16 protein-coding genes and 1 tRNA gene are annotated in these 19,109 nt (G+C 37.1%); 5 read left to right on the plus strand and 12 right to left on the minus strand.

Annotated features, from left to right (window positions below):
- Positions 1–61 precede the first annotated feature (61 nt).
- From DRF57_RS24090 to aceB, 8 genes are all read right to left on the minus strand, one after another.
- Positions 62–286, minus strand: coding sequence for an acyl-CoA thioesterase (locus tag DRF57_RS24090; RefSeq protein ID WP_241508015.1), 225 nt, complete (start codon positions 284–286; stop codon positions 62–64).
- The gene (locus DRF57_RS24095) at positions 287–445 is read right to left on the minus strand and encodes an acyl-CoA thioesterase family protein (RefSeq protein WP_241508016.1); all 159 of its coding nucleotides are present in this window, start codon (positions 443–445) and stop codon (positions 287–289) included.
- A 523-nt stretch (positions 446–968) separates the two neighbouring features.
- Positions 969–1,976, minus strand: coding sequence for a terpene synthase family protein (locus tag DRF57_RS07585; RefSeq protein ID WP_047487995.1), 1,008 nt, complete (start codon positions 1,974–1,976; stop codon positions 969–971).
- Between the two features lie 121 nt (positions 1,977–2,097).
- Positions 2,098–3,081: a terpene synthase family protein gene (locus DRF57_RS07590; protein ID WP_047487993.1), complete on the minus strand. Its 984-nt coding sequence runs from the start codon at positions 3,079–3,081 to the stop codon at positions 2,098–2,100.
- 54 nt (positions 3,082–3,135) lie between these two features.
- A complete protein-coding gene (locus DRF57_RS07595; RefSeq protein ID WP_115917725.1) occupies positions 3,136–4,158 on the minus strand; it encodes a terpene synthase family protein in 1,023 nt (340 codons plus the stop codon).
- A 453-nt stretch (positions 4,159–4,611) separates the two neighbouring features.
- On the minus strand, positions 4,612–5,184 hold the full coding sequence (locus DRF57_RS07600) for an OmpH family outer membrane protein (protein ID WP_115917727.1): 573 nt from the start codon (positions 5,182–5,184) through the stop codon (positions 4,612–4,614).
- Between the two features lie 132 nt (positions 5,185–5,316).
- Positions 5,317–6,597 carry an isocitrate lyase gene (gene aceA, locus DRF57_RS07605; RefSeq protein ID WP_047487984.1) on the minus strand — a complete coding sequence of 427 codons (1,281 nt, stop codon included), beginning with the start codon at positions 6,595–6,597 and terminating at the stop codon, positions 5,317–5,319.
- 146 nt (positions 6,598–6,743) lie between these two features.
- Positions 6,744–8,318: a malate synthase A gene (gene aceB, locus DRF57_RS07610; protein WP_047487981.1), complete on the minus strand. Its 1,575-nt coding sequence runs from the start codon at positions 8,316–8,318 to the stop codon at positions 6,744–6,746.
- A gap of 126 nt (positions 8,319–8,444) precedes the next feature.
- On the opposite strand from aceB, the gene DRF57_RS07615 reads away from it, so the two are divergent.
- From DRF57_RS07615 to DRF57_RS07625, 3 genes are all read left to right on the plus strand, one after another.
- Positions 8,445–9,917, plus strand: a complete 1,473-nt coding sequence (locus DRF57_RS07615) for a helix-turn-helix domain-containing protein (protein WP_047487979.1) — start codon at positions 8,445–8,447, stop codon at positions 9,915–9,917.
- Positions 9,918–10,017: 100 nt separating this feature from the next.
- Positions 10,018–10,671: a ComF family protein gene (locus DRF57_RS07620; protein WP_047487977.1), complete on the plus strand. Its 654-nt coding sequence runs from the start codon at positions 10,018–10,020 to the stop codon at positions 10,669–10,671.
- A gap of 106 nt (positions 10,672–10,777) precedes the next feature.
- Positions 10,778–11,464 (plus strand): alpha/beta fold hydrolase, encoded by a 687-nt coding sequence (locus DRF57_RS07625; protein ID WP_115917729.1) that lies wholly within the window; start codon positions 10,778–10,780, stop codon positions 11,462–11,464.
- Between the two features lies 1 nt (position 11,465).
- Here the strand turns inward: DRF57_RS07625 and upp are convergent, their stop codons facing one another.
- Together upp and der are read right to left on the minus strand one after the other, a co-directional pair.
- Positions 11,466–12,116, minus strand: coding sequence for a uracil phosphoribosyltransferase (gene upp / locus DRF57_RS07630; protein ID WP_047487971.1), 651 nt, complete (start codon positions 12,114–12,116; stop codon positions 11,466–11,468).
- Between the two features lie 157 nt (positions 12,117–12,273).
- Complete coding sequence (gene der, locus DRF57_RS07635) at positions 12,274–13,584, minus strand: ribosome biogenesis GTPase Der (RefSeq protein WP_047487968.1); 1,311 nt, start codon at positions 13,582–13,584, stop codon at positions 12,274–12,276.
- A 256-nt stretch (positions 13,585–13,840) separates the two neighbouring features.
- Here der and DRF57_RS07640 point away from each other — a divergent pair.
- Positions 13,841–13,911: transfer RNA gene (locus tag DRF57_RS07640), tRNA-Gln, on the plus strand.
- Between the two features lie 226 nt (positions 13,912–14,137).
- Here the strand turns inward: DRF57_RS07640 and DRF57_RS07645 are convergent.
- Together DRF57_RS07645 and katG are read right to left on the minus strand one after the other, a co-directional pair.
- Positions 14,138–15,181, minus strand: coding sequence for a hypothetical protein (locus tag DRF57_RS07645; protein ID WP_047490428.1), 1,044 nt, complete (start codon positions 15,179–15,181; stop codon positions 14,138–14,140).
- A gap of 702 nt (positions 15,182–15,883) precedes the next feature.
- The gene (katG, locus tag DRF57_RS07650; RefSeq protein ID WP_047490426.1) at positions 15,884–18,160 is read right to left on the minus strand and encodes a catalase/peroxidase HPI; all 2,277 of its coding nucleotides are present in this window, start codon (positions 18,158–18,160) and stop codon (positions 15,884–15,886) included.
- Between the two features lie 476 nt (positions 18,161–18,636).
- Between katG and DRF57_RS07655 the strand changes: the two genes are divergently transcribed.
- A complete protein-coding gene (locus DRF57_RS07655; protein ID WP_047490423.1) occupies positions 18,637–19,104 on the plus strand; it encodes a heme-binding domain-containing protein in 468 nt (155 codons plus the stop codon).
- Positions 19,105–19,109: the final 5 nt, after the last annotated feature.

The following is a 19,109-nucleotide window of genomic DNA, read 5'->3' on the forward strand; positions in this document are numbered from 1 at the left end:
ATCGGTTTTTCAGAATGATTATATATTGTTTTTAGCTTTATCTGCTACTGTATGTTATTATTTAAAATTTCTCCAGCCAGTTAGTCTCCAACCGTTTAATCTTTTTTGTTTCAGGATCAAATAAAACCCAAAGTGTACTTGAATCCACCAAAAGCTTGTCATTACAGTAAAATTCAACTTTTCTCGGTTGTTTAGCTCCTTCAGGAGGCAGAGGATAGGTTTTTATGGTAATATGATCATTCAGATAGGCCTGTTTTTTATATTGAATATGGTGATCCAGAAGCATCTAGGCATCATTTTCATATTCTGTTTTATGTTTTAAAAAATCCCAGTGTTCGGCAGCTATTTCTTCCACCCAATGTACATACTGGACGTTATTGACATGCTGATTCTGATCAATATGTTCTTCCGTTACTTTTATCTGTTTTTGATATACTAAATCCATTATCTACAGCTTATTGATAATCAAATATAGAAATTTTTAAGCTCGAATTTTGCTGATATTTTTTTTATTTTTTCTCAAATTCTTCAAATCGCACTGGCTTTTAAATCCCATGAATTCTCCTATTTTTTGCGCCCAATAAAATTTTACACAAACTGCTAAGGATAAAATGCTAAAGGAAAACAAGAGGCTGTCTCAATAGGGCATTTTTTTATGACCAATATGTATGGTCACTCATCGGATAATCACTCTTAAGGGTTTGCCTTTGCAGAGTCTTTGTCATTCCGTAGGAATCCAGCCTGAAAAAAATAAAACGGGGGTTTAGATTCCTACGGAATGACACCCCCTGTATAGTTTCAATTCGTACAACTCGAAAAAGTATATCAATAGAAAGAGGCTGTCTCAAAAATACCCCTCTCTCGGACTCGTTTCTGACAAATTCTGTCATTTAGGAGATCCTCAGAGCTGTATTTTACCTTTTGGGACAGCCTCTTTATCCTATTTATATTTTTATCTTTTGCTGGTATCATAGGCTGGCATCCTCACTAAATTGCTTTTCAGGCCAGACAAAACCGACTCCACCAGGCAAATAACGCACCGTATCCTGAAGATAAAAAGTATTAATCCCTTGTATCATAAGTCCAAAGTTGTAGACGTATTTATCAACATATTCCTGATAAACACCAAATTCTCTATATTCATTATACAGCTCAAGAAGTTCTGCCAGGTCTTCATTGTGAATCCGTAATGCTTTAATGCATGCTTCTTCTAAAGAAATAGTATACTCTTCCTGTAATACTATAATCAGGTTAAATACTTCAGTTTTTTTTGCTAATTCTTTTGGGAGAGAGTGAAAATCATTTTGCCAGGCGACTACCCGAACCATCAATGCTTTTATCCTTTGAAAAACAGAGTGTTCGGAAATATGTTTTGGAATAACAAAACCCGGTAAAATTTCTGTCCAACACAGATAAGGATACATCAATACAGAATATTCCCGGATGGCTTTAAAAAGTGCAAGCGAAGGTGGGCGGGCAGCAGCTTTATAAGGAGTTTCCACCTCTATTCCATATCGGGTAGCACGATAAAAGTCTTCTATAAATCGTTCCATCCACTCCGCAGGCATAAAGGCAAGGTATTCGTCTCTCAGAAGTGCCACATGACGGTACAAGCCATTTTCGTCAGGTCCTGGATTATCTCCTTTTAATATAGCTGTAAAACGATCCCGCTGACACTCAATTTCCTCAAGAGAGGCATGTTCTAACTGGTCATCCAATACAATATAGAAGAGCATAAATTTATTACAAGGCAATACTTGTTCATAGCTCGCCTGTGGAAGCATTCTGGCAGTGCGGTACTGCAGTTTCATCCTTTTGTATTTCTCCCTTTGCTTCTCTGTCAAAAAAGTATAATCATTGTCAATCCAGAAATCCATATCCCTTCCCATTTGATCCACATGAGGATTAATCAGATCTGGCCAAGGATAATATCCCAGTGGCAAATAGTCTGCACTTTTATAATTATATTGTTCCATTGTGACTGTTTTATTGTTAAATACTATTTTTGAGTCCTTGCATTATATTTCAAAACTTTTCTCGTGTTCTAAAACACATAACTTGTCTAAAGTTTCAACCGATTCAATACACCTCGTCATATCAGGATTCTATATCAGGATAAGTATGGATTGGAAATTCAGAAGGTATATACCGAACAGTATCCCCATTATACCAGTCATCCAGCCCGGTTATATTCAGCAATATATGGTATACATAGTTCTCTGTTTCCTTCTGATAAATACCAAAATCAGGTAAGTCCTTTTGTATAGCATCCATTTCTTCCACATAGGAATCATGAATACGTTCAGTTTCCTGCATAGCCTCTTCAAGAGATAGTTTATTCTGATGCATTAGTACCAGAATATGGTTACACACTTCAAACTGGCCGTCAGCCATTTCTTTTTCTAATGTATACCAATCATTCTGGATAGACATAATCCTACACAACAATGTTCTAAGGCGCATGATAACAGGATGTTCTATAATAATCTTTGGCAACATAAAGTTGGTGCCGGCTTCAATCATATCTCCATAGACATACATTGCAATAGTATACTCCCTCATAAATTGTAGTCGCAATAAACTTGGATAACGGCCTTCGAGACGGTAAGGAGCTTCCTCCATGATGCCATAAGTTGTATAACGATACAAGTTTTTGGCCAGTCGCTCCATCCATTCAGAAGGCATATAAGTAAGGAATTCATCTCTGCATTTTGCAATCTGCCAGTACAGACCAATGTCAGTTGATTTAGGAGTATCCCCCAACATTACTCCTATAATACGGTCCCTCTCTATGGCCACTTTATCTACCGGCCAACGTTCATAGTAATCATCATATAAAGTAAGCCATATAAAGAAACGCGCTATCGGTCGGAGATGGTCAATATTGGTAGTTGTGGGTGACATCCAGGATGCTCCATTAGCCAAATTATGTCCTTTTATTTTTTCTGAGGCTTCGCTCATAAAGGGTTTATAATCTTCAACCAGCCACTGTCGTTCTTCTTCAGTAAAATAATAGGGATGAGCTGGAGCAATATGAGGCCATGGATATTTAAGACGTGGCATATTTAATTTTCGTTGCATGATTTTTTTATATTAATATTAAAAAATATTGAATTGATACACGAACATCCTTCTTTATTGAATTTGTTCTTTGCCCAATCTTTCCTTCAGTTCTAATGCACTTGGAAATTCAGTTCTGTTATAACGGTCAAGTTTAGTAGAAATATTTTTCCAACCACTGAGGACCATACTCATATAATGCACCCAATTAACAACAGCTTCCTGCCAGATACCAAAATCAGGAAGAGAGGCTTGCAGGGCTATAAATTCTTTCAGGTCTTCATTATGTAACCGCAGATCTTCCAGACAGGCCATTTCTAGTGAGACTTGTTGTTCATTTTGGATTACTTTCACAATGTTATAATAAATGCTATCTGTAGCTTCATCTTTTACAACGGATTGTACTTCATTGAAAAAAGTGACCAGATGACAGGCCAAAGCTTGGAGGCGGCGAATTACCGGATGTTCATGTATTTCCGGAGGCAGAACAATACCCGTTTCTACTTCTGTGAGTTGTAAGAAAGGATATAAGCAGATGGAGTCCTCCCTCAAAGCAATACACTCCGTTACCGTTGGGAACATCTTACTTTTCTTATACTTCAGCTCTCTTTCCAAGCCGACAAAATACCTATTGATCATTTGACTGAAGCGCAAAATTGACTCTTCCGGAATGAATTGCAGCAGCTCTTTTCTCAATGAAGACAGCATAGCTCCTAAAGGTATGGCTGATTCTGCAGCGCTTAGTTTACCATTCAGTATTGCAATAGATTGAGTACGTACATATTCAATATCCTCGGGTTCACTTTCTTCATAAAGATCATCATTATACAACGTCCAAAGCATTAACCTGCAAATGGGTTGAAATCGTTCAGCTGACGCTGTAGGGAACCACTGGGCAGCAATATGGGCTGTCTTGGTTTTTTTGTACTTTTTGCGCAGATCAGAATTCTTTTCATAAAGCCATAGATATTCTCCGTCGATCCACTGATTCTCAGTAATCTCCTGTAATTGATCAGCGTGGGGATTTTTTAATGTTGGGAATGGATACTTGAACTTATTGCGAAGCAGTTCAAGAGTGTTAAAATTTTCATTGCTCATGATTGTATGTTTTAATGGTTTTTGTTTTTCAGAGAATATGTGATATTATTTAAAATACAGTTTCTTATTTATAAAGATCTCCCATATTAAAAAAACAACATATCGCACTCGCTACCAACCAGATACAATCATGAATAATATAAATCAAATATATATTTTTTTATGATTATTGTACTATAAAAATATTTTTTTAATTAAAAACAAATAGCCATCGAGATTAAAACCTTATTAATTTATTAAAACTCTAATTATCAGATACAGAATTTCAGCTATTCAAAGCACCAAAAACAAGAGGTGTAGTCAGTAATACTATCAAGTCTCTTAGCATTCTGGGATTCTTCAGCTACTTCCTCTACCCCAATATCCTCGATCTCCTTTATACCAACAATATAAAAAAAACGGAATCAGATGGTAATCCGATTCCGTTTTTAGAATATTTAATCTGTTGAAAGATTATTTAGATTTTGCAGCAGGCTTAGAAGTTGTTACTGTCCCGCCTAATTTAGCTTTTACACTATCAGTAATATCCTCACTCCCATCTGTGTAGATAAGATTGTTGTTACCCTGTGAAGCTGTATCAAATACAAAGTTCAGACTTTTTTCTTTTGCTACTGCTAAAATAGCTCCACGTACTTTTTGCTGTAATGGAACCAACAGTTCATTTTGTTTTGCTGAAATCTCCTTACCGGCTTGCGTTCTTGCTGTTTCTACTTTTTTTCCTAAAACATCTAATTCAGTCTGCGCTGCCATCAGTTCCTTAGTCACTGATTCTTTATTCGCTTCCGTCAATGTTTTTTCTTTATCTTGTGCTACTTTCAGTTTAGCTTGATAGTCACCGATTAACTTTTCAACTTCAGCTTGCTTGGTTTTAGTAAGGTTATCAATCGTTGCACTTATCGTTTTTACCTCAGGCAAGCTTGAGAAAACTTCATCAGTATTTACGCTACCTATTTTTTGCTGAGCATGTACAGTATTTGCGCTAAGCGCTAATACTGCTGTAATAAAAAGGGCTTTAATTAAATTCATTTTGTTTAAAAAATTGTTTTTTTTCGACTTCAAATATAATCCAAATTTTTATTAGTTATCTTCAGACTTCTAAGAATAAAAAACCTTCCCGGAAATGAGAAGGTTTAGTATCAAAAAATATGGAAAAAATGACTAATGAAACTGAGCCGTTTCTGTAGAATCTTTCATAGCTACGGTAGCTGAAGAACCGTTTGTCACAACATTCTGTACTTCATCAAAATAGCCTGTTCCTACAAAAGACTGGTGCTTCACCGCTCTGAATCCTTTTTGTTGCAGTGCAAACTCACGCTCCTGAAGTTCTGAATATCCGGCCATTCCTCTTTCTTTGTAAGCTAGGGCCAATTCAAACATTGCTGTGTTCAGGGCATGGAATCCTGCCAGTGTGATAAACTGGAATTTATAGCCCAATTTTGCCAGTTCTTCACGGAAAGTAGACATCTCCTCAACGTTTAGCTTTGCTGCCCAATTGAATGAAGGTGAACAGTTGTAAGCCAGCATCTTTCCAGGGAATTTTGCGTGAATTCCTTCAGCGAATTTTCTTGCCTGTTCCAAATCCGGATTTGAAGTTTCCATCCAGATTAAATCCGCATAAGGTGCATAGGACAGCCCCCTGTCTATACCCTGTTCTACACCATTTCTTACCACATAAAACCCTTCAGAGGTTCTTTCCCCTGTGACGAATTTTTTATCTCTGTCATCAATATCTGATGTTAATAAGTCAGCTGCATCAGCATCTGTTCTCGCAATGATAAGGCTTGGCACCCCTAAAACATCTGCAGCAAGACGTGCAGCAATCAACTTGTTAATAGCTTCCTGTGTAGGAACCAGTACTTTTCCTCCCAAGTGTCCGCATTTTTTAGCTGAAGAAAGCTGATCTTCAAAATGAACTCCTGCAGCTCCTGCTTCGATCATTTGCTTCATCAGTTCAAAGGCATTTAGATTTCCTCCAAAACCGGCTTCTGCATCTGCAATGATAGGAACAAGATATTCTTTATCTCCGTTTCCGCTTACAGACTGTACCTGATCTGCTCTTAATAAAGCATTATTTATTTTCTTCACCACAGAAGGCACTGAATTAGCAGGGTATAAAGACTGGTCCGGATACATTTCTCCTGATAAGTTAGCATCTGCTGCTACCTGCCAGCCAGAAAGATAAATAGCTTCCAACCCGGCATCCACTTCCTGAACCGCCTGGTTACCTGTAAGGGCCCCTAGACCGGCAATATAATCCTGGTTATTTAATTTATCCCAGAATTTTTTAGACATTTCTGTCGCAATGGTATAATCAATCTTATAAGAGCCTCTGAGTTTTAAAACTTCTTCAGCAGTATAAGGTCTTTTTACTCCGTTCCAACGTGGGTTTGTTAGCCAATCTTGCTCTATAGCCTGGATTTGTTCTTGTTTAGATTTCATAATATTTGGATTTTGTTAATTTTGGATTAGGGATGAGTAGTCAGGTAATAGGAGCCAGAGTCTTGAGTATGGTTGTCAGTTGATAGTTGATAAGTCACACTCATTTAGGTGTATCACTACAACGCTCTCACGCTCTTACCCTCAAACTAAATAAAAGGATATGCTTTTAAGGTTAAAAATTCTTCAAAGTTTTCTGAGAAAATCAATTCATTGAAAAGTTCTTTGGCCAGATTAAATTTTCCGGTTTTGAAACGGTTTTCTCCCACGTAGTTTTCAATATTCTCCATTTCTTCGGTTTCCCATTGCAGGACCATACTTCGGGTCAATGTTCTGTCACCGCTTAAAACCGCTTCATTTTTCAACCACTGCCAGATCTGGGTTCTGGAAATTTCTGCGGTGGCCGCGTCTTCCATCAGATTGTATATGGCTGCTGCACCGGTTCCCATTAGCCAGCTTTCAAGGTAAAGAATTCCTACATTGATATTTTTTCTGACTCCTTTTTCTGTTATTTCTCCTTTAGGAATTTCCAGGAGGTCTGTTTCTTTGATATGGTATTCAAATTTTTTATCGATCTGATTCTTTTCAGGCATATACTGATCAAAAATCTCTTTTGCCACCGTAACCAATGCAGGGTGTGCTACCCAGGTTCCATCGTGTCCGTTCTTTACTTCACGTTCTTTATCGCTTCTTACTTTTTCAAAAGCAATTCTATTGGCTTCATCATCATCTTTTACCGGAATCTGAGCAGCCATTCCTCCAATGGCATGAACATTTCTTTTATGGCATATTTCAATAACCCTTTTTGAGTAGGCACTCATAAAAGGAGACGTCATTGTTACCTGATCTCTATCCGGAACAATAAACTCAGGAAGGTTTCTTAGTTTCTTGATATAGGAAAAAATATAATCCCATCTTCCACAGTTCAGACCTGCGCTGTGCTCTTTTAACTCATATAGAATTTCATCAATCTGGAAGGAAGCGGTGATTGTTTCAATCAGAACAGTTGCTTTAATCGTTCCCTGAGGAATTTCCAGATAATTCTGGGCGAATACAAAAACATCATTCCACCAACGGGCTTCTTTATAATGCTCCAGCTTTGGAAGATAAAAGTAAGGACCACTTCCTTTTTCCAAAAGATTCTTTACATTTCTGAAAAAATAAATACCAAAATCAGTCAGTGAGCCTGATGCTTCTTCTCCATTGATCTCAATATGCTTTTCTGGCAGGTGCAAGCCACGGGGGCGAACCAATAAAACAGCAGTTTTCTCATTCAGTTTATACGCCTTTCCATTTTCGTTGGTAAAATCAATTTTTCTGCTCACCGCATCGGAAAGATTAATTTGGCCTTCGATGCAGTTTTCCCATGTTGGCGAGCTGCTGTCTTCAAAATCAGCCATAAATGTATGAGCTCCGGAATTCAATGCATTGATAATCATTTTCCGGTCAACCGGTCCTGTAATTTCTACTCTTCGGTCCAGCAAATCCTCCGGTAATGATGCACAAGTCCAGTTTCCATTTCTGATCTCTTCCGTCTCATATAAAAATTTTGGAAGAATACCTTTGTCGAATTCCTGCTGAGTTTTTTTCCTTTCTTTTAAAAGTTCCAGTCTTTTATCATTAAAATTTTGATGAAGTGCTGTCAGAAAGTCCAACAAATCCGGAGTTAAAATTTCTTCAAACTGCTTCTGAGTCTTTATTTTTAATTGAGCCTGCGTTTCCATAACTTGTTGATTTTGTGATTTGATGTTACAAACATAAATAAAAATTTTCACAATCAGCGAACGTTCGCTAATTTATTTTAAAAATTATTATGCGAATAATCGCATCCAATTATTTATATTTGAGTAATGAATCCAGAAAGTGACTTTATCAAAACAGTTTTCGGGCTAAAGCTGAAGCAACAGAGACAAAAGAAAAATTGGTCTCTCCAGGATCTTGCAGTAAAAACCGGATTATCAAAATCTTACCTCAACGAAATTGAAAACGGAAAAAAATATCCTAAACACGATAAAATCATCCAGCTTTCTGATGCCTTGAACTGTACTTTTGATGATCTGGTATCCACAAAACTGGATAAAAGCTTAGCACCATTCAATGAAATACTGCAATCTGATTTTTTCAAAGAGGTTCCCCTGGAATTGTTTGGGATCAATAAAAATAATCTTATCAGTATCATCAGTGATGCTCCTAAAAAAGTAACTGCTTTTATCAATGCCCTGATTGAAATTTCCCAAAACTATAATTTAGGAAAAGAAAGGTTTTATTTTGCCGTATTGAGGTCTTTTCAAGAGTTGTATGATAATTATTTCCCGGACATAGAAGAAAAGGTCAACTTATTTACTCAAGAAAATCAATTGTATATTGATAAAAATCTAAAGGCTGAAGCCCTGGAAAATATTCTCATGGAAAAATTCAGTTATCAAATTCAATCTGAAGATTTCGACCAGTATGGAACCCTGGATAATCTCCGGTCTTTATTTGTGCCTGAAAAAAAATTATTGCTGCTCAACAAAAAACTTGAAAAAGATCAGAAAACATTCATTCTTGCTAAAGAAATAGCCTTCAATGTACTGGACTTAAGGGTTCGTCCAAATACTTATTCATGGCTTGATTTCGGAAGTTTTGAAGAAATTCTTAATAATTTTTATGCGTCTTATTTCGCCGGAGCTTTATTAATATCTAAAGACCCTGTCATTGAAAAAACTTCAGATTTTTTTAAGCAAAATAAATGGGAGCCTACAAATTTTGAGAATCTTATCAACAGCTTTACCAACTCCCCGGAAACGTTCTATTACAGGTTAACCAATATTCTTTCCGCTGAAATGGGGATCAAGGACTTGTTTTACTTATGTCTGGTAAAGAAGAAAGATTCTGATAAAATACAGATTTTAAAAGAGCTTCACCTCAACCACCAACAGGCTCCCCATGCCAATGCTATGCATGAACATTACTGCAAAAGATGGATTGCAGTGAAAAACCTGCATCATTTAAAGGAAAATGAAACGTTGACAGATGCTCAAATCTCCCATTATAAAGATCAGGGGATAAGCTATCTGGTTATCTCAACTTCTCAAAAAAATCCTTTTTCTGACGGAAGCAACAGAAGCTACTGCCTCGGTATCTTATTGAACCCTCAGACTATTAAAAAAATAAGTTTTATAAAATCTCCATCTTTAAAAACCATCAACGTGGGAGTGACCTGTGAATCCTGCAGTATTCCGGATTGTGAAGTAAGGCAAGCACCTCCTGTGCGGCTGGAAAAGGAACACTTTAATCTCAGTATGAAAAATGCTATTGAAAAGATCAGGAAAGAATTTTAGAGACTGAGACCTGGAGGATATGGAAGTTTAGGAGGATGAATAGTTTAAAAATGGTTATTTAGTGAAAAAACAATTTCCTAACTTAGCTAAAAACACCCCGATGATGCTTGATTTATTATTCCCTAACCGATGCATCCACTGCAACAGGATTATTGAACCTGATCTTTTGGTCTGCGACTTATGTTTTAACCAGATTCATTTCACCCATTATGATTATTTTGGAAATAATCTTATCAAAGAAAAATGCAGGCTACTCTTCCCCGTTGAGCATACTTATGCTTTGATACAATTTGAAGAAGAAGGGGTAAGCAGAAAAATCATTCATGAGCTCAAATACAGAAGCAGGGAAAAAACAGGAAAAATTCTGGCAGAATGGACTACAGAGCGTCTGGATTTTAAAGATGCAAAACCTGACCTGATGGTAAGCGTTCCTTTACATCCAAAAAAACTGCGGGAAAGAGGTTACAATCAGCTGCATCTTTTCACAGAAACCCTATCCGGCTTTTATAAAATACCATTTGAGCATACCCTGATTAAAAGAAATCATTATTCAAAAGCCCAGGCCCTGAAGGACAAAAAGCACCGTCTTGAATCTGTCAACACATTTTCACTCAATACAGCGGTAACAGGAAAACACATTTTACTTATTGATGATGTTTTTACAACAGGAAACACCGTTTCATCTATTGCATGGGAAATTTTAAAAGCCGGTGATAATAAAATAAGTGTGCTGATCATGGCCGTAGATATTTAATAATTGAAGTTCACTGATGACAACTTCCAGGCTCACCTTCTGAAATCTTACAAACTTCTTTCGTCCTCAAATTCTTTTTCTTAATTTTCCGGAAAACTATATCATCATGCCTCATCTTATTTTACTGCACGGCGCGTTAGGTCACAGTGATCTTTTCCATCCTTATGTGGAGCAGTTATCTCAGTATTTTACCATTCATACTCCTTTATTTTCAGGACACGGGAGTACCATGCTTCCTGCAGAAGGTATCAGTATTGAAAAATATACTCAGGAATTAGAAGAATATTGCAACAGTAACAATCTGGCAGATGTATATCTTTTCGGACACAGCATGGGAGGTTATGTTGCCCTTTGTTATGCTATGAAAACACCTAAGAATGTCAATTCAATCATCACTTTGGGGACGAAATTTGACTGGACTGAAGAACAGGCTGTAAAAGAAAGTAAAATGCTGAACCCTGAAGTTATTCTTCATAAAGTTCCACAATATGCACAACTCTTAGAAGCTCAACATGGTCAGAAATGGACAGAGCTACTTCCAGCGGTTGCTGATTTAATGGTTGATTTAGGGAAAAAGACACCGTTAAAAGACAATCTTGCCGGGATTAACCTCCCAGTCCAGATTATGGTAGGAGACAAAGACAATATGGTGACCATCGAAGAGAGTATCCATGTTTACAGAAGCCTTCCCCATGCAAAATTGGCCGTACTTCCGGATACAAAACACCCTATGGATAAAGTACGACCAACCTTGTTATTGGATATTATAAAAGATTTTTGGAATCTTTCTTAAATTATCTTTGAAGTTTTTCTCCGTAGCTTAAATCACCCGCATCACCAAGTCCCGGAGTAATATACCCTTTTGAAGTTAAGTTTTCATCAATGGCTCCCACCCAAATCTGAGCGTCAGGATAGGCATTCTGCACAGTCTCTACTCCTTGTCTTGATGCAATTGCTGCTACAATATGAAGCTGAGTAGGATTTCCGTTAGTCAGTAGATCTTTAATAGCTTCAATTAAAGACGCACCTGTTGCCAACATTGGGTCTGCTACGATCAAGGGTCTTCCTTCGATACTTGGGCAAGTCAGATAATCCTGCTTAATTGAGAAATAATCATTGGCATCGTGCTTTCTGTACGCTGCTACAAAACCACAGTCTGCTCTGTCTAAATAGCTCAGAATTCCTTCAAACAATGGAACTCCTGCTCGTAAAATTGTAGTAATAACCGGCTGTACCGCGATTTCTCTGCTTTTTATCGTATCTAAAGGAGTTTGGATTACAACTTCTCGGTACTCCAGCCCTTTGCTGATTTCGAAAGCTGCAATCTCTCCGATTCTTTCCATATTTCTTCGGAATCTCATCCGATCATGCTGAACTTCCACGTTTCGAAGTTCATTAATCCATTCATTTACAAGAGAAAAATTTTGTGATAAAATACTAAGCATGAATATCTTAAGTTTTAAAATTACAGTTAATCGACATTGAATTTCTACAAAATTACAATTAAAAAATGAATCTGCAGGAAGCGTCGAAATGAATACGTATATCTATAAAAAATCTGGTAAGAATATTTCCTTACCAGTTTTTTATTTAAAAGTCATTTTATTTTTGTCTGAAATACACTTCAATAGGAACTCCGGTAAACCCGAATTCTTTTCTCAATTGGTTCTCAGCAAATCTTTTATATGGTTCTTTCACATACTGTGGAAGATTACAGAAGAATACAAACTGTGGTGATGGCGTAGGAAGCTGAACACAGTATTTAATTTTAATATATTTTCCTTTATTGGCTGGAGGAGGAGTTTGCTCAAAAATAGGAAGCATCACCTCATTCAGTTTTGAAGTTTTAATCTTTTTCTTTCGGTCATTATACACCTCCATTGCTACTTCTACCGCTTTTAAGATTCTTTGCTTCGTTAAAGCAGAAACAAATAGAATTGGAATATCCTGGAACTGTCCTATTCTATCTTTAATAGCTTTTTCGAAATCACGCATTGTATTGGTTTGCTTGTCTTCCACCAAGTCCCATTTGTTTACCAAAATAACAATCCCCTTTCTGTTTTTCTGAGCCAGTCCGAAAATATTCATATCCTGAGATTCCCATCCCTGAGTAGCGTCTACCATAATGATTACAACATCAGAAAATTCTATAGAACGGATAGATCTCATTACGGAATAGAATTCCAAATCTTCGTTTACCTTAGATTTTCTTCTCATACCGGCAGTATCTACCAATACAAACTCATGTCCGAATTTATTATATAAGGTCTGGATACTATCTCTTGTAGTTCCGGCAATATCGGTTACAATATTTCTTTCTACATCCAGTAAAGCGTTGGTCATTGTAGACTTTCCTACGTTAGGACGACCTGCAATAGTGATTTTAGGCAATCCTTCAAACGGATCTTTATATTCTGTTGTAGGGAAATCTTTAACGATATCATCTAACAGTTCTCCTGTTCCTGAACCTGTAGCAGAAGAAAGAGTATAATATTTATCAATTCCTAACTGATAGAATTCTGTTGCAGGAAGTTCTTCCTTAGAAGAATCTACTTTATTAATGACAATATAAATAGGTTTATTGGATCTTCTCAGTAAACGGAAAATTTCATAGTCTGTGTCAGTAAGCCCTTCTTCCACGTTCATCATAAAGATAATGGAAGTTGCTTCATCTACTGCCAGCTGTACCTGCTTACGGATTTCCTCTTCAAAGATATCATCTGTACCTACATCATATCCTCCGGTATCAATTACAGTGAAGTCTACTCCATTCCAGTCAGATTTTCCGTAATGACGGTCTCTGGTTACACCGGCTGTAGAATCTACAATAGCTTCTCTTCTCTCTAGTAAACGGTTAAAAAGCGTGGATTTTCCTACGTTGGGACGCCCAACGATTGCGACAATATTCGACATAAAAAATGTTTAATAATCCCTTGCTATGCTCGGGACAAGTTATTAATGGGTTACTCCAACTTTTAGAGCCCAATTTTTTGCAAAGATAAGATTTTATTATTTAGTATTAAAAACATCCCTTGTTTCGAAAATTTTTCGCAAAAATAATTATTTGGATATCAGCCAGTAAACCCATAAGACAAGTGAAAGTCTTGTATTATCTCCTTATTTCATTTTTATATTTAAAATAAATTCTATAATTTCGCAGCATCGAAACAGACCTATAGTGTAACGGTAGCACTCCGGTTTTTGGTACCGTCAGTCGGGGTTCGAATCCCTGTGGGTCTACAAACCATCCTTTTTTAAGGATGGTTTTTGTTTTTTTAATCAATAAGTTTATTTTTCAAAACTAGTTTCTAAAATTTCATCGATTATTTTAAAGTGTTTTTCTTTCTACCTTATATCCGAAGTAACCAGAAATTAACATCCTGGCTATTCAAAATAAAAATGTAGAAATCAATACATTAACTCGCTTTAGGACAGAAACATATGTTTTTGATTAATTTATACCATTCTATTTCTTCAAAAAGATAGCTAAGCCAGAAGAGCTACTGCTCATTCCACTTGACAGATGGGTTGCAACTCCATTTTTCCAGTATGTTACGAAACGGCCTTCGTAACCAGCAATGTATACAGCACCACCCGAAAGAGCAATAGCATTCGCCTCGGAAGTTTGTGAGCCATTGGTAAGGTCTTTAGCAGTACCATTTTTCCAGTATTTTGCAGTATTTCCGGCACTTCCATTATTTTGATATCCTGAAACGTACACATTTTTACCCAAAACGGCAATATCTGTTGCTACATTATATTTTGTACCATCGGTGAGGGACACCGCGACTCCATTTTTCCAGTATTTGGCAACGGGAGTGCTTCCTCCATCAGTTGTCATTCCTTCATATCCCGCAACATAAATATCTTTTCCATCAACTGCAATTGCATAAGCATATGCTGATTTGGTACCATCGGTAAGCGGTATTGCTACCCCATTTTTCCAATATTTGGCAACGATACGGCTTCCGTTAAATTCACCACCTGCTATATACACGTCATTACCTACCACCACTATTCCGCTTGCATTGGTATGGTGGCCTGGTGTACCGTCGGAAAGATTGGTAGCTATACCGTTTTTCCAACATTTACCTACTTTAGTGCCATTCGTATTTTGGGCCCCTGTGACATAAACATCATTACCACTTACCGCAATGCCGCCCGTTAATGTATTAGTATCGCCAATAGCCAATTGTGTTCCAACACCATTTTTCCAGTATTGTAGCTTTCTTCCACCAGAAATATCTTCCCAGCCGGCTACATATACATCGTTGCCTGCAACAGTGATACCTGTGGCATATCCTGACCCATTGGTCAGATGAGTAACAGTTCCATTTTTCCAGTATTTTGCTCTTCCTCCCTCAAAACCTGACACGTATACTTCAGATACAGGTATTTCAGGTATCTCAGTTTCAGTGGGATCACTGGGATCAGCTTTATCTCTTTCGCAACTACCAAGAGAAATGGCTAGTATAGAAGCGATGAAAAGGGGGCGATAATGTAATTTCATTTTAATTTAATATGTGATTGATTGTTTCGGGATAACCTTTAGATATAAATACTTTTCGCGATTTTAATTCATCCATATTTGAAATTAATAAGCAATATTTGTACCACTGAACAACCGCCAAAAGTAACTATCAACGCAAGCAGAAATACGACATTATACCATACCGTATTTTATAATATTTTTTTGAATTATTATTTTTAAAAACTTATAAATTATTCATTTAAATGCAGCAATTTACTAATATTATTTTTTCAATATCTCTTTTACTTTTTTAGTGAATTATTACCCCAAGCATAAAATTACTCTGATTGAACAGGTAGCAAAAGTAGCTACAAAGTAGTCTATCTAGTTGACATATAAACATAACATCATTTAAAACCATAGCTTGTATTGCAAAAACATTGATTATACTGATAGCGCTCTCAGATTAAAACTATAAAATTTAATCCAACACAATATTTCAGACTTCTATTTAAAAAAATATTGATAGTAATTATGGTGCATGATGATAATATTATTGCTGAAATTTTTTAAACATTACCAGTAACTGAAGGTATATTGGCAACTATTGGATTTTATTGTTGGTCTATTTATCTTTTAATAGTAATAGTATCTTTTTTCATGAAATAACAGAGTTCAAAAGTATCTAAAAACAAAAAAGACAGCATCACTGCTGTCTTTATAATATGATAAGATAATTCGTTAATCCAAATCAAATCGATCCAGATTCATCACTTTTGTCCATGCGGCTACGAAATCATTGATAAATTTACCTTGCGCATCAGCACTTGCATACACTTCGGCCACAGCTCTCAATTCAGAATTGGATCCGAATACAAGATCAGCACGGGTAGCTGTCCATTTTGGCTGACCTGTTGAACGGTCTGTTCCTATATAGAGTTCTTTATCTTCTGACATGGCTTTCCATTGTGTTCCCATATCTAAAAGATTAACAAAGAAATCATTGGTAAGTACTCCGGGACGGGTAGTAAATACCCCATGTTTTGAACCGTCAAAATTCGTATCTAAAGCACGCATTCCTCCTACCAAAACAGTAAGTTCAGGAGCGGTAAGCGTTAATAACTGTGCTTTGTCTATGAATAAAGATTCTGTAGAAACTGAGAATTTTCTTTTCAGGTAATTACGGAATCCGTCAGCAATAGGCTCCAGGTATCCCATAGATTCCACATCCGTTTGTTCCTGAGAAGCATCCATTCTACCGGGAGCAAATGTTACTTTAACATCATGTCCCGCATTTCTCGCAGCTTTTTCTACAGCTGCTGTTCCGGCCAATACAATGATATCCGCCAGTGAAATTTTCTTGCCTCCATTTTGAGTATTGAATTCGTTTTGAATTCCTTCCAAAATCCCCAATACTTTCTGTAATTGCGAAGGGTTATTTACTTCCCAATGTTTCTGAGGCTCCAGTCTTATTCTCGCTCCGTTGGCACCACCACGTTTATCACTTCCTCTGAAAGTAGATGCGGAAGCCCAGGCTGTAGATACCAGCTCGGAAACACTCAATCCGGAATCTAAAATTTTAGTTTTAATATTTTCAATGTCTGCAGCATTGACCAGCTCATGATTCACGGCCGGAATAGGATCCTGCCAGATCAGTTCTTCCTGAGGAACATCCGGTCCCAAATAACGGGCACGAGGTCCCATATCCCTGTGGGTAAGTTTAAACCATGCTCTTGAAAAGGCATCGGCGAAGGCATCAGGGTTTTCATAAAAATGTCTTGAAATTTTTTCGTAAACAGGATCCAGTCTCAATGAAAGGTCTGTAGTAAGCATTGTTGGTCTATGCTTTTTAGTGGAATCAAATGCATCAGGAATAATTTCAGCACCATCCTTTGCTACCCATTGGTGAGCTCCGGCAGGGCTTTTCGTAAGTTCCCATTCATTTTCAAACAGGTTTTTAAAGAAATAATTACTCCATTCAGTCGGAGTTTCTGTCCAGGTTACTTCAAGACCACTGGAGATCGCGTCTTTTCCGCTTCCGGATTTGTAGCTGCTTTCCCATCCTAATCCCTGTAATTCTATTCCTGCTCCTTCAGGTTCTTTACCTACATGATCTGCAGGACCGGCTCCATGGGTTTTTCCAAAGGTATGTCCTCCGGCAATCAAGGCTACAGTTTCCTCATCATTCATCGCCATACGTCCAAAAGTATCACGGATATCTTTAGCGGCAGCAATAGGATCAGGGTTTCCGTCCGGACCTTCAGGATTTACATAGATCAATCCCATTTGCACGGCTGCCAGAGGTTTTTCAAGATTTCTGGAATGAATATCACCGTCTGCATTATCATCGGTAGGAAGAACTGCTGCATGTCCTTCTACTACGCCATCTGAACCGTGAGCATAGCGTACATCTCCGCCCAGCCATGTTTTTTCCGAACCCCAGTATACATCCATATCCGGTTCCCAAACATCTTCACGGCCACCAGCAAATCCAAATGTTTTGAATCCCATAGACTCCAGCGCTATATTACCGGTAAGGATTAAAAGGTCTGCCCAGGAAATATTTCTCCCATATTTTTGTTTGATCGGCCATAACAATCTTCTTGCTTTATCTAAACTAACATTATCAGGCCAGCTGTTCAGGGGGGCAAAACGTTGTTGTCCCGCTCCTGCTCCACCTCTTCCGTCTCCCACACGGTAGGTTCCGGCACTGTGCCATGCCATACGGATAAACAAAGGACCATAGTGTCCGAAATCAGCCGGCCACCAGTCCTGAGAATCTGTCATCAATGCATGAAGGTCTCTTTTTACGGCTTCAAGGTCAAGGTTTTTAAATGCTTCAGCATAATCAAAGTCTTTGTCCATAGGATTAGACAGTGATGAATGCTGGCGCAGCATATCAACTCTAAGCTGATCAGGCCACCATTCCAGGTTTTGGGTTCCGCCACCCGCTACATTCTTTTTCATAGTCCCATTATGAAACGGGCATTTACTGATGTCATTCGAATCTTTTTCCATTGTCGTTTATTTATTTTTTATATTGATTACTATAGTTTAAGTAAAGTTCTGTTGTAAGAACATGACAAACTTACAACGTTCGTTTAATAAATACAATCTATTAATAATTATTTCAATGATAGTTAAAAACTATAAAGAAGCATTTCCGACAGCATCCAAACTAAAGACATAATTGTGGTATTAAGTTAGTGAAAATTCATATTAATGTGGACAAAAAACATCAATACCCTACTCAATTTAGAATAAATCAACGTAATATTTTCTGAAAAATAAATACATAAGAAAGCTAAAAGCAAGAAGTTTTATCCCTATCAAAAGGGAATCAATGATCTTTGTATCAATTAGTAAAAGTCTATGACTTATCTAAAGTTTGTGCTGCCATTTCCTTCCTCCGGCTTTCCGCAAAATATTTCAATCTCTACTTAGCCTAAAAAATAATTTAACTACCTTTATCCTAATAAGAAATATGAACATCTATGAAAAAAGTATTAGTTGTCATTCTTGTGGCATTTATTATGATCCAGTTTTTTCCTATTGACAAGACCAATCCTGCTCCCACACCGGGTATGGATTTTCTTAAAATTAAAAACACTCCGGATCATATTGCCAAAATTATACGTACGTCTTGTTATGACTGTCATTCCAATGAAACCAAATATCCATGGTATGCCAATATTTCACCGGCATCATGGGTTGTAAAAAATCATGTCAATGAAGGCAGAAAACATCTTAATTTTTCTACCTTTGCAGTGTACGAATCTAAAAGACAGCTTCATAAGCTTGAAGAATGTTTAGAAATGATAGAAAAAAAAGAAATGCCTCTGGAGTCTTATTATTTGGGACATCAGAACGCAAAACTGACAGATGAGCAGCGTACAGCACTTTCTCAATATTTTAAAAAAGTAAAAGAGGATACCGAAAGAAGTATCATGTTTAATAAATAGAAATC

The sequence above is a fragment of the Chryseobacterium rhizosphaerae genome, assembly GCF_003385455.1.
GTDB classification, from domain to species: Bacteria; Bacteroidota; Bacteroidia; order Flavobacteriales; family Weeksellaceae; genus Chryseobacterium; species Chryseobacterium rhizosphaerae.

Coding starts and splice junctions, on each gene's coding strand:
- DRF57_RS24090 (WP_241508015.1), bottom strand. CDS start 286: ATGCTTCTGGATCACCATATTCAATATAAAAAACAGGCCTATCTGAAT.
- DRF57_RS24095 (WP_241508016.1), bottom strand. CDS start 445: ATGGATTTAGTATATCAAAAACAGATAAAAGTAACGGAAGAACATATT.
- DRF57_RS07585 (WP_047487995.1), bottom strand. CDS start 1,976: ATGGAACAATATAATTATAAAAGTGCAGACTATTTGCCACTGGGATAT.
- DRF57_RS07590 (WP_047487993.1), bottom strand. CDS start 3,081: ATGCAACGAAAATTAAATATGCCACGTCTTAAATATCCATGGCCTCAT.
- DRF57_RS07595 (WP_115917725.1), bottom strand. CDS start 4,158: ATGAGCAATGAAAATTTTAACACTCTTGAACTGCTTCGCAATAAGTTC.
- DRF57_RS07600 (WP_115917727.1), bottom strand. CDS start 5,184: ATGAATTTAATTAAAGCCCTTTTTATTACAGCAGTATTAGCGCTTAGC.
- aceA (WP_047487984.1), bottom strand. CDS start 6,597: ATGAAATCTAAACAAGAACAAATCCAGGCTATAGAGCAAGATTGGCTA.
- aceB (WP_047487981.1), bottom strand. CDS start 8,318: ATGGAAACGCAGGCTCAATTAAAAATAAAGACTCAGAAGCAGTTTGAA.
- DRF57_RS07615 (WP_047487979.1), top strand. CDS start 8,445: ATGAATCCAGAAAGTGACTTTATCAAAACAGTTTTCGGGCTAAAGCTG.
- DRF57_RS07620 (WP_047487977.1), top strand. CDS start 10,018: ATGATGCTTGATTTATTATTCCCTAACCGATGCATCCACTGCAACAGG.
- DRF57_RS07625 (WP_115917729.1), top strand. CDS start 10,778: ATGCCTCATCTTATTTTACTGCACGGCGCGTTAGGTCACAGTGATCTT.
- upp (WP_047487971.1), bottom strand. CDS start 12,116: ATGCTTAGTATTTTATCACAAAATTTTTCTCTTGTAAATGAATGGATT.
- der (WP_047487968.1), bottom strand. CDS start 13,584: ATGTCGAATATTGTCGCAATCGTTGGGCGTCCCAACGTAGGAAAATCC.
- DRF57_RS07645 (WP_047490428.1), bottom strand. CDS start 15,181: ATGAAATTACATTATCGCCCCCTTTTCATCGCTTCTATACTAGCCATT.
- katG (WP_047490426.1), bottom strand. CDS start 18,160: ATGGAAAAAGATTCGAATGACATCAGTAAATGCCCGTTTCATAATGGG.
- DRF57_RS07655 (WP_047490423.1), top strand. CDS start 18,637: ATGAAAAAAGTATTAGTTGTCATTCTTGTGGCATTTATTATGATCCAG.